We start from the raw sequence: 9,947 nt of genomic DNA on the forward strand, positions 1-9,947 counted from the left end.
CGGGGTGCGGCGTATAGCAGGCGCATGTCCAGCCCCCCAGAGACCGAAGAAAGCGCCGTCCCGGCTCTAGCAACGTCCGACTGCCCGCATTGCCGCAAGCCAATGCCCCTCTGCGTCTGCGCCGACGTCAAGCCGATCGATAGCCGCATCGGGCTCCTGATTTTGCAGCATCCGCAGGAGCAGGACAGGGCGCTCGGCACGGCCCGTCTGACGGCAATGCATTTCGAAGGCGCGGCTCTCAAGATCGGGCTGTCCTGGCCGAGCCTGTCCAAGGCGCTGGGGAGGCCGGTCGCTGATCCCTCACGCTGGGCGGTGCTCTATTTGGGGTCCGCGAAAGCGGCCGATCTCGGCACGACGGAAGAGGTCGTCGCGATCAATCGCAAAGGCGAGATCGAGGACAATCAGCGCGGCATTTTGCGAGGAATAGAAGGGGTGGTGCTGCTGGACGGCACCTGGAGCCAGGCCAAGGCGTTGTGGTGGCGCAATCCATGGATGTTGAAATGCCAACGCCTGATCCTGGGGCCATCGCATCCCTCGCGTTACGGCAACCTTCGCCGCGAGCCGCGTCGCGATGGACTCTCCACGATCGAGGCGGCGGCGCTGGTCCTTTCCACTCTCGAGAAGCGTCCCGACATTGCGGATGCCTTGAACGCGAGCTTCGCGCGAATGTTGAAAAGGTATCGGGAGGTCCAGGAAGAGCAGCCCGCGCTCGCGCCAAAACGGCCCAAGCGGGATTTCCGCCGCCGGCGGCGTTAGCGTGTGTGGCGGCCGGCAACCCGGGCCTTAAGGGCGCATTATGAGGTTCAGAGCGAGAATCGCCCTTCGGGCATGTGTTCAGATAGATTAGCGATCCGATTCTAACGCGCACCCGACCGCTAGTCAGGCATCAGGAGAGACCATGATTTTGGTGACCGGCGGCGCCGGATATATCGGCTCTCACGCCTGTCTTGAGCTGCTTAACGCCGGCCACGAGGTCGTCGTTCTCGACAATTTCGCCAACAGCAGCCGTACGTCGCTGGAGCGCGTTCATCGGATCACCAACAGACGGCTGACCGTCGTCGAAGGCGATATCCGTGACCAGGCCGCGATCGAAAAGGCCTTGAAGGATTTCGGCTGCACGGCCGTCGTCCATTTTGCCGGCCTCAAAGCCGTGCTCGACTCCGTCAAATCGCCGCTCGACTACTACGACAACAACGTCATCGGCAGTCAGCGCCTCTTGCAGGCGATGCAGGCGTGCGGCGTCAAGCGCATCATCTTTTCCTCGTCCGCCACCGTTTATGGCGACCCGAAATTTCTGCCGTATACCGAGGATCACCCGCTCAATCCCGTCAATCCCTATGGCCGCACCAAGCTTGTCGTGGAAGACATGCTGCGCGACCAGTTTGCCAGCGATGCCAGCTGGAGCATCGGCATCCTTCGCTACTTCAACCCGATCGGCGCGCATGAAAGTGGCCTGATCGGCGAGGACCCGAAGGGTGTGCCGAACAATCTGCTGCCGTTCGTAGCGCAGGTTGCGGTCGGACGGCGCGATCGTCTGAATGTTTGGGGCAATGATTACGATACGCCTGATGGCACCGGCGTGCGCGATTACATCCACGTCGTCGACCTCGCCCAGGGGCACGTGGCAGCGCTGAGGTCACTCGACAATCCCGGCTGCTTCACCGTCAACCTGGGAACGGGCAGGGGCAACAGCGTGCTCGAGGTCGTGAGGGCTTTCGAACAGGCGAGCGGGAAACCGATTCCCTACGACATCCGCCCGCGCCGATCCGGCGATATCGCCTCTTGTTATGCGGCAACTGATCGCGCCGCGAAATATCTGGGTGGATGGCGAGCGACCCGAGACCTCGACACGATGTGCCGGGATCATTGGCGCTGGCAAAGCCAGAATCCGAACGGCTATGACGGGTAGCTGCCAGCGGCGAAAACTTCAGCGGCGGCAGTCGAAGTCATAGCTAAGTGATTGATTTGATGGAGGCCACGTCCGGAATTGAACCGGAGTAAACGGTTTTGCAGACCGCTGCGTAACCACTCCGCCACGTGGCCCCACCGGGCGGGGATTAATATAGACGACCAATGGGATAGGCAACCTTCCTGAAATGGAATCTGGCTGATTTCCGGAACTCCGGATCACGCCCCGGTGTTGGCGCAGCTCAGGTCAATTTGACACATCGAAGCGAGACCGAGGCGGTTAATCGCGGCTGGCTTGCTTAACATCACGGCTGCTCGCGTCGCGGCAGTCCGGATCGGCAATCTAAAATTCTGTTAAGCTCGAATACGCCCTCACGTGCTCGCGTTATCATGGTGTCCCTTTCGGGAGAGTGTCACCATGAAGAGCCTCTCTATATTTTGCATTGCCATTTGCATCGGCTTGACGGCAAGCGCGGCCTTTGCGCGCGGCGGCGGCATGAGCTCGCATCCTTCCTTCAGTCTTGGCATTCCCGTTACGGGCGGCGCGTCCGGCGAACGAGTTTCAGCGCCGGGGACCAACTCGCTGGGGACCGCGCTGTCGTCGGACAGTTTCGGACGCCATCCTCAGAAAGGGCCGCTGCTTGGCACCAGTCCTGCGGTCGATCATGAAGAGGCGCGGGTCGACAAGGCGCTCAACTCGGTCTGCCGCGGTTGCTGATCGCAATGCCTGGGCGAAGCGCGGCGGCGGGGCCGGCTAAGCTTCTGAAGGTGTGTCAGCCAGAGGGATCACCGACGGCGGTCAGCAGGCGGCGTGCCAGCCGTCGGGAAAGGGGACCAGCGGCCATGTGAGGCCGTTGTCGTTGGCGGCCTCCGGCAGGCGGCCGTACGCCGTCAGGCCAGCGATGAAATCCACCTCCGGAACGGGCGCGATGGCCGCATTGACGGCATCGAGCAACCGTTCGAATTCCGCTTCACCCATTGCGCTCTCCCGCATGTCGAGCGGGAAGCGTCGCAAAACTCCTTTTTTCGCCGATTGCGCAAATCGCTCAAATTGTATCGATCCGGCGAGGGCGGCCCGGATTGGTTACCGAAGCGTTAATGGCGGCGACGCCACGGCGCCGCGCAAGAGGGCTCTCACGACAGTGCGCTGACGCAATGCCAAAGTCCTCGGCCAAAGTCCTCGTGGTCCGGGCGAGGCGAGACCACGGAGCTTTACGGCCTTCGGGACCTGCGGATCTTCGCCTGCAAACAACGTCCGCGGCGCCTTGCGCACCCTTTCAGTTCACCAAAATTTTACGGCGCGCTGCCACGCTCGATTCTCGAAAGCCTTTCTCGCGCGCGTTTCTGGAACGCCCAACCTGCCAGGTGCCATCAGGAGGAAGACCATGCGCGCCGCATTTGCAGTTCTGTTTTGCGTCGTCTCCTCCTCGGCCTTGGCTAGCCCGCATTGCACGGATGAGCCGGTTTCCAAATGGCTTGCACCCGAGGTCATGAAAGAAAAGATCCTCGCGATGGGGCACCACATCGATGTTTTCAAGACCACGAAGGGCAATTGCTACGAGGTCTACGGCAAAGACAGCGTTGGAAAAAATATCGAGACCTATTTCGACCCCGTGACGGGCGCGGTGTTTGAAGACGTCAAATAGCCACTGCCCTCTCAGCCTCCAATGACAGGCATGAAGAGCTTTCCCAATATCCAGATGCTGCTGATCGGTGCGGTCGCGCTGGCGCTTGGCGCAGCTGCCATACCGGTGGCGCTCGGCATCCTGGAATTGGGACACCTTCGCGGCAGCATCGGCAAGATCGAGCGTGCGGTTTCCGACGTCAAGCTGGCCCGCGACGTCATCGACAAGGCCTCGCAGAGCCTCGTCAATTTCACGGCTGTCGCGCTCGAGCTTTCGCCGGCCGATCGCGAGAGAGTTTTGGCGGACGCCGAACGGCAATTCAACGAACTCGATCAGGCCGTTGAGCGGGTCATGAACTCGTCCGCCAACACGCTTTCATTGGACGAACGGGATAAGCTGAGCCACGCGATCGCATCGCTGACGCATAGCTGGGAGGAACTTCGCGATCAGTCGCCCAACGAGATCACGCCGATCGAGAAGAGTTATCATTTTCTGCGCATTCTCGAGCAAACCAAGATAGCAAAGCACCTGCTTCTCGCCTTCGAGGCGGAGACGACACAGGCCGCGCAGAACGAGGCAGCCGCCTCGTTTGACCGGCTGCGCAGATCCGCGATCCTGCTGGTGTCGACGATGCTGGCCGGCAGCCTCGCCAGCGTCGGAGCGTTGTTCGGCATTTATCACTTTGCGACCGGAACAAGGGACGTCAACGGCCGTCTGAAGGAGGCGATCGAGGCGGCGGAGCGCGCTGAATATTCGGCCCGCGAGGCGCACTCGCGGCTGCGCGAGGCCTGCGAGGTCATCCCGGAAGGATTCGTGCTGTTTGATGCCGACGATCGCTACGTCATGTGGAATCGCCGCTTCAGCGAGCTTTACGAGCATGACGGTCACAAGATCACTCGCGACATGACTTTGGCCGACTCGCTCCGGGTCGGCCTGGACAGCGGCCGCTATCCCGGAGCCAAGGGCCGCGAAGAAGAGTGGCTCGCGGAACGGCTGGCGCGGCATCATTTGCCGGAAAATGAGGAAGAACAGGCGCTGCCAGGCGATCGTTGGTTGAAGGTCGTTGAACGGCGGACGTCCGATGGCGGCAGCGTCGGGATTCGCGTCGACATTACCGACCTGAAACGAAGGGAAGCCTCGTTCCGCCTGCTGTTCGAAAGCCATCCGCTTCCGATGTTTCTGTGGGATCGCAACACGTTCAAGTATCTCGCGGTCAACGATGCGGCATGCCGGCACTACGGCTATAGCCGCGAGCAGTTCATGACGATGACCTCGCTCGACATCCGTTCGAAGGAAGACCAGGAGCTGCTGCGCAACACTGTTGCCAACGCCGCGCCGGGCGAGGTCAGGAGCGACCGTGTCTGGCGGCATATCAAATCGGACGGCACGCCGATCGAGGTTATCATCTATGCAAAGATGCTGTCCTACGAAGGTCATCTGGCGACGCTGAGCGTTGCGGTCGATGTCACCGAGCGCAGGCAAGCAGAGACGGAGCTGCGTCGCACCCGCTCGTTCCTCGATGCGGTCGTCGAGAACATGCCGGCGATCCTCTTCGTCAAGGAGCCGCGAGAACATCGGTACGTATTGATCAATCGCGCCGGCGAAGAGTTTCTCGGGCTGCCGCGTGGAGAGATCATCGGCAAGACCGATTTTGATCTGTTGTCGACGGAGGAGGCCAGTCTATCCTTCGTTCGTGACCTCGAAGTGCTGTTCGGAAAGCAGAATCACTCCATCGACGAGGAGGCGGTCGCGACGCGCCACTCCGGTCAACGGCTTATCGCGACCCGGCGGCTTGCCATTGCGGGCGATGACGGCCAGCCGCAATATTTGCTAGGCGTCGCGGAAGATATCACGGAGCGCAAGAAGGACCAGGAACGAATTGCGCGCCTCGCCCACTACGATGCCTTGACCGAACTGCCGAACCGGGCGGCCTTCACCAAGCACCTCAGTTCGACCATCGAACAGGCGGCGGCCAGCAATCAGAAGTTTGCGGTTCTCTGCCTCGACCTCGATCGGTTCAAGGAGATCAATGACACCTATGGCCATTTGGTCGGCGACGGATTGTTGCAGGAGGTCGCGCGGCGATTGCAATCCGCGGCCGAGGGCGCCTTTGTGGCGCGTCTTGGTGGCGATGAGTTCACGCTGATTACGACCGGACCTCAACCCGCGAGCGCAGAGGCGCTTGCGCAGCGGCTGATTGCCGAGTTCGCAAACGACTTCGTCATCGACGGACAGCGCTTGCGTAATGCAACGAGTATCGGGGTTGCGATATTCCCGACTGACGGCACCGACGCGATGACTGTGGTCGGCAATGCGGATGCCGCGCTGTATCGGGCCAAGGGGGAAGGGCGGGGCACCGTTCGATTCTTCGAGGCGCAGATGAATTCGCACCTCAAGGAACGGCGCGCGATGCAGCGGGATCTCGAGACCGCGATCGCAAATGGTGAATTGATGCTCTATTACCAGCCGCAGATGCGGATCGGTTTAGCGATCACCGGATTTGAGGCTCTCGCTCGCTGGACGCACCCCGTGCACGGCTCGGTTCCGCCCAATGTCTTCATTCCGCTCGCCGAGGAATCCGGCACGATCCTGCCGATGGGGGAATGGATCTTGCGCGAAGCCTGCCGCGAGGCGGCGTCCTGGCCCCGCCCGCTGAACATCGCCATCAATTTGTCGCCCGTGCAATTCCGCGACGGCGACCTGCCCTCGCTGGTTCATGCCGTTCTGTTGGAAACCGGACTCGCGCCGGGCCGGCTGGAAATCGAGATCACCGAGAGTGTGTTGATCGGCGACTTTTCGCGCGCGCTGTCCATCATGCGGCGGCTCAAGGCGCTGGGTGTCCGGATTTCGATGGACGATTTCGGGACGGGATACTCGTCGCTGGCCTATCTTCAGGCCTTTCCGTTCGACAAGATCAAGATCGACAAATCCTTCATCTCGAGCGTCGGGGTCAACCCGCAGTCGGCGGCCATCGTACGCGCGGTGATCGGGCTGGCGCGCGGCCTTGACCTGCCGGTCATTGCCGAAGGCGTCGAGAATCACGACCAGCTTTCGTTCCTGACCGAGGAGGCCTGTGACGAGGTGCAGGGCTACTATGTTGGCCGGCCGTCGGCGATCGGCCAATATGACGAACTGGTCGGCCGTGCGGGCGCGGCGATCCGAGAGACCGCGTGACGGCCATCACGCGCCGGAACGGCCGAAAAACCTGCTTGGCCATGGCCGGAACCGTTTCGCAGAATGGCGTATTTCGTCCTTTGCAAGCCTTGGAGGCTTTGTTATACGCTCCGCCGTGCGAACAACGGCTTCGCCTATTCCTCGGTAGCTCAGCGGTAGAGCATTCGACTGTTAATCGAATGGTCCCTGGTTCGAATCCAGGCCGAGGAGCCAGCAATCAGTCAGTTCTTGAAACTGCCCGCGCTCTGGCTCTCCCGAAATCGTGCCGGGGAATCCCTACAAAAGCGGGCCTGAACGGGGCAAAAGCGCCGCCTTGGCCGGCCGCCGCCAACGGTTGGATGCGCACGGCTTCGTTCCCAGCCGTCGTGTTGCGTTTTCGCAGGCCTTGTATCAAAGATGGCCGCGCTTTTCCTGCCTCCCGCGGCCTTAGACCGCTTGCCACTGGGGTCCTTCAATGTCCGATTTCTCGATCGCGCGCCAGAAAATGGTCGATGGCCAGGTGCGTCCGAGTGACGTCACCGATAACCGAATCATCGATGCAATGCTCGCGATCCCGCGTGAGGCGTTCGTTCCCGACGCACAGCGATCGCTCGCTTATCTTGATCTGGACATCGACGTCAGCGAGGGCGGACCGGCCAAGCGATTCCTGCTTCGCCCGGCGGTGACGGCCAAAATTGTCCAGGCCGCCGATATCCGGGAAACCGACAACGTGCTGGTGGTCGGGTGCGCAACTGGCTACATGGCCGCGATTGCGGCGCGTCTGGCTCGGCGCGTCACGGCCACCGAATGCGATTCGGCGCTCGCGGTAAAAGCCAAGACGGCTCTTGGTGCGCTGGCTCCTGGAAACGTGACGGTGAAGACGGCTCGGATCGCCGACGGTGATTCGGTTGACGCACCGTTTGATGTGATTCTTCTCAACGGCACGGCCGAAGTGGCACCCGAAAAGCTCTACCATCAGCTCAAAGAGGGAGGGCGGCTGGTTGGAACCTTCGCACTGGCCGGGCCGCAGCGAGCCATGGTCGTCACATCATCTCATGGTGATTTCGGGCACCGATCGCTTTTCGACACTGCAATACCGGTGTTGCCAGGTCTGGAACGGCCTGCAGCATTCGTTTTCTAGCCCTCGGCCGCCTTTGGAACCGCTCGGGCATGCCGAGTGTGGCCCGGATGCCCCAGCTGCCGAGTTTCCCACTATCCCCGCCGTCCGGGGGGTTCCTTCCCCCTGTGGTCATGAATATGCTGTGTTGTGGGATATCTGTTTGGAATGACTTGATGACCCGGTTTTGGGGGGCCGTATAGCCGGGTCGAAGGATTGGATTACCTGGATGGATGGGGTGAAGGTCGTTACCGGAGCTGCGGCGACGGTGCTTCTTTGGGCGTTGGGGAGCTCGGTGCCGGCTTTGGCTGACACGATCGAGGCCGCGCTAGTGCGTGCCTACCAAAATAACCCGCAGCTCAACGCGCAGCGGGCGCAGGTGAGGGCCACCGACGAAAACGTTCCGCAGGCTTTGTCCGGGTATCGGCCAAAAGTTTCGGTGACGGCGAGCGCCGGATACCAATACGGCGATGCGCTTTCGAATTTCGGAACGCCGATCGATTTTCACGGAGCAACGCCGCCAACCAGCGTCGGCGCGACCGCGACGCAGACGCTCTATAATGGCGGCCAGACTGGCAACAAAACGCGCGCGGCCGAGAGTCAGGTTTCGGGTGCGCGTGAAGGATTGCGAGTCCTCGAGCAGTCCGTCCTGCTTTCTGCTGCAACCGTTTACATGGACGAGTTACGCGACGCTGCGATCGTCGAGGTGAACAAGAGTAACGTTCGCGTTCTCGATCAGACGCTGAAGCAGACGCAGGATCGTTTCAACGTCGGCGAGGTGACCCGCACCGACGTAGCCCAGTCAGAGGCGCAGCTCGCCGCGGGCAAGACGCAGCTTCTGGCAGCGCAGGCGACGCTGACGACGACGCAGGCCAATTTCCGGCGCATTATCGGTAACGAGCCTGTGTCGCTGCAGCCCGGCTCGCCGGTCGATCGCTACCTGCCGGGCGCGCTTCCCGCAGCGGTCGAACTCAGCCTGATCGAAAATCCGAACGTCACGGCGGCGATGTATGGCATCGACGTGCAGTTTCTCCAGGTCAAGGTGAACGAAGGCGCGCTGTTGCCGACGGTGAGTTTGCAGGCGTCCGTGCTGCAGCAATACCAGACAAATATCACTTCGCCCCGGACCTTTGCCGCGCAGGCGCTCGCCCAGCTCAGTGTTCCCGTCTACCAAGGTGGCGCGGAATATTCGCTGATCCGCCAATCCAAGGAAAACCTGACGCAGCAGCGGCTCGTCCTCGAACAGACCCGCGACCAGACGCGCGCCAACACGGTCACGGCCTGGGGGCAACTGGTCGCCGGCAAGGCCCAGGTGGCCTCGGCCCAGTCGCAGGTGACCGCATCGGAAATCGCGCTCAATGGCGTGCGCGAGGAGGCCAAGGCCGGACAGCGCACCACGCTCGACGTGCTCAACGCCCAGCAGGCGCTAGTCAACGCGCGCGTAGCGCTCGTGACCGCGCAGCACGATCGCGTCGTCGCGTCCTACAGTGTGTTGTCGGCGGTAGGACGGTTGTCGCCGCAGGTCATGCATCTCAACACCACGACCTACGATCCCAGCGTGCACTACCATCAGGTGCGTGACAGCTGGTTTGGCGTTCGCACGCCGGACGGCCACTGATCTTCGTATCGTTTTGGCACGGTCCAGCTAGGGGTGCGATTCTCACATTCGCACCGCTTCTCAGCGGACACCTTGTGACGGTCAGCTGATTGCCGTGTTCGCTTTGGGTGACGCCCGCCGTTGCTTGCAATCATTTGTTGCCATGACGTAGCGTTCTGATGAGGCAGAGCGATTCGCGCCGCGACTGGAATCTTCGCGGGCGAAAGCGACGCCGCGCCGGGCAGGACGAAGGTCCGCGCGATGCGGCGGTGGCGTTTGGCTGGGGACAAGTAGGGTCGGCGCGATGAAATTCCGAGCCCGTCTATCCGGAAGGCGCAAATACCTGCCTCGCATGGTGTAAAACGCTGATGATGGCGTTTTGATGAGGTGGATTCGGAGATGACGCAGCCTGCGAAGGTTCAAGAACCCTCGATGGAGGAGATTCTGGCGTCGATCCGGCGCATCATCGCCGATGACGAAGGCAAGCCGTCGGCTGCCGAGAAGGCGGCCCCGCCGATGCCGGCGCCGTCAGCAAGCAACAGTCAGG

At 61.6% G+C, this 9,947-nt stretch carries 8 protein-coding genes, 2 tRNA genes and 1 pseudogene; 9 read left to right on the top strand and 2 right to left on the bottom strand.

Translation table 11 applies throughout. The features are described from left to right. Positions 1-24: 24 nt before the first annotated feature. Together VFB05_RS03135 and galE are read left to right on the top strand one after the other, a co-directional pair. On the top strand, positions 25-756 hold the full coding sequence (locus tag VFB05_RS03135; RefSeq protein WP_325008674.1) for a tRNA-uridine aminocarboxypropyltransferase: 732 nt from the start codon (positions 25-27) through the stop codon (positions 754-756). A 142-nt stretch (positions 757-898) separates the two neighbouring features. Further along, on the top strand, positions 899-1,909 hold the full coding sequence (gene galE / locus VFB05_RS03140; protein WP_325008676.1) for a UDP-glucose 4-epimerase GalE: 1,011 nt from the start codon (positions 899-901) through the stop codon (positions 1,907-1,909). Positions 1,910-1,969: 60 nt separating this feature from the next. Here galE and VFB05_RS03145 read toward each other — a convergent pair. After that, positions 1,970-2,043: transfer RNA gene (locus VFB05_RS03145), tRNA-Cys, on the bottom strand. Between the two features lie 283 nt (positions 2,044-2,326). Here VFB05_RS03145 and VFB05_RS03150 point away from each other — a divergent pair. Then, positions 2,327-2,626, top strand: coding sequence for a hypothetical protein (locus tag VFB05_RS03150; RefSeq protein ID WP_325008678.1), 300 nt, complete (start codon positions 2,327-2,329; stop codon positions 2,624-2,626). An 81-nt stretch (positions 2,627-2,707) separates the two neighbouring features. On the opposite strand, the gene VFB05_RS03155 is transcribed toward VFB05_RS03150, so the two are convergent. Next, entirely contained in the window at positions 2,708-2,887 is a 180-nt protein-coding gene (locus VFB05_RS03155) for a hypothetical protein (protein ID WP_325008680.1), read from the bottom strand. A 406-nt stretch (positions 2,888-3,293) separates the two neighbouring features. On the opposite strand from VFB05_RS03155, the gene VFB05_RS03160 reads away from it, so the two are divergent. From VFB05_RS03160 to VFB05_RS03185, 6 genes and pseudogenes are all read left to right on the top strand, one after another. Then, positions 3,294-3,554 carry a PepSY domain-containing protein gene (locus VFB05_RS03160; protein ID WP_325008682.1) on the top strand — a complete coding sequence of 87 codons (261 nt, stop codon included), beginning with the start codon at positions 3,294-3,296 and terminating at the stop codon, positions 3,552-3,554. A gap of 30 nt (positions 3,555-3,584) precedes the next feature. Next, the gene (locus tag VFB05_RS03165; RefSeq protein ID WP_325008684.1) at positions 3,585-6,707 is read left to right on the top strand and encodes a sensor domain-containing protein; all 3,123 of its coding nucleotides are present in this window, start codon (positions 3,585-3,587) and stop codon (positions 6,705-6,707) included. A 138-nt stretch (positions 6,708-6,845) separates the two neighbouring features. Continuing rightward, positions 6,846-6,920 (top strand) — tRNA-Asn (locus VFB05_RS03170). Between the two features lie 241 nt (positions 6,921-7,161). Further along, on the top strand, positions 7,162-7,827 hold the full coding sequence (locus VFB05_RS03175) for a protein-L-isoaspartate O-methyltransferase (protein ID WP_325008687.1): 666 nt from the start codon (positions 7,162-7,164) through the stop codon (positions 7,825-7,827). A 205-nt stretch (positions 7,828-8,032) separates the two neighbouring features. Next, complete coding sequence (locus VFB05_RS03180) at positions 8,033-9,421, top strand: TolC family outer membrane protein (RefSeq protein ID WP_325008690.1); 1,389 nt, start codon at positions 8,033-8,035, stop codon at positions 9,419-9,421. A 378-nt stretch (positions 9,422-9,799) separates the two neighbouring features. Continuing rightward, positions 9,800-9,947 (top strand): annotated as a pseudogene (locus tag VFB05_RS03185) (DUF2497 domain-containing protein); the annotation flags it as partial.

The organism is Bradyrhizobium sp., assembly GCF_035652035.1.
Lineage (GTDB): Bacteria > Pseudomonadota > Alphaproteobacteria > Rhizobiales > Xanthobacteraceae > Bradyrhizobium.

Bases quoted from the DNA above. Each gene is read 5' to 3' on its own strand.
- VFB05_RS03135 (WP_325008674.1), top strand. From the start codon at position 25: ATGTCCAGCCCCCCAGAGACCGAAGAAAGCGCCGTCCCGGCTCTAGCA.
- galE (WP_325008676.1), top strand. From the start codon at position 899: ATGATTTTGGTGACCGGCGGCGCCGGATATATCGGCTCTCACGCCTGT.
- VFB05_RS03150 (WP_325008678.1), top strand. From the start codon at position 2,327: ATGAAGAGCCTCTCTATATTTTGCATTGCCATTTGCATCGGCTTGACG.
- VFB05_RS03155 (WP_325008680.1), bottom strand. From the start codon at position 2,887: ATGGGTGAAGCGGAATTCGAACGGTTGCTCGATGCCGTCAATGCGGCC.
- VFB05_RS03160 (WP_325008682.1), top strand. From the start codon at position 3,294: ATGCGCGCCGCATTTGCAGTTCTGTTTTGCGTCGTCTCCTCCTCGGCC.
- VFB05_RS03165 (WP_325008684.1), top strand. From the start codon at position 3,585: ATGAAGAGCTTTCCCAATATCCAGATGCTGCTGATCGGTGCGGTCGCG.
- VFB05_RS03175 (WP_325008687.1), top strand. From the start codon at position 7,162: ATGTCCGATTTCTCGATCGCGCGCCAGAAAATGGTCGATGGCCAGGTG.
- VFB05_RS03180 (WP_325008690.1), top strand. From the start codon at position 8,033: ATGGATGGGGTGAAGGTCGTTACCGGAGCTGCGGCGACGGTGCTTCTT.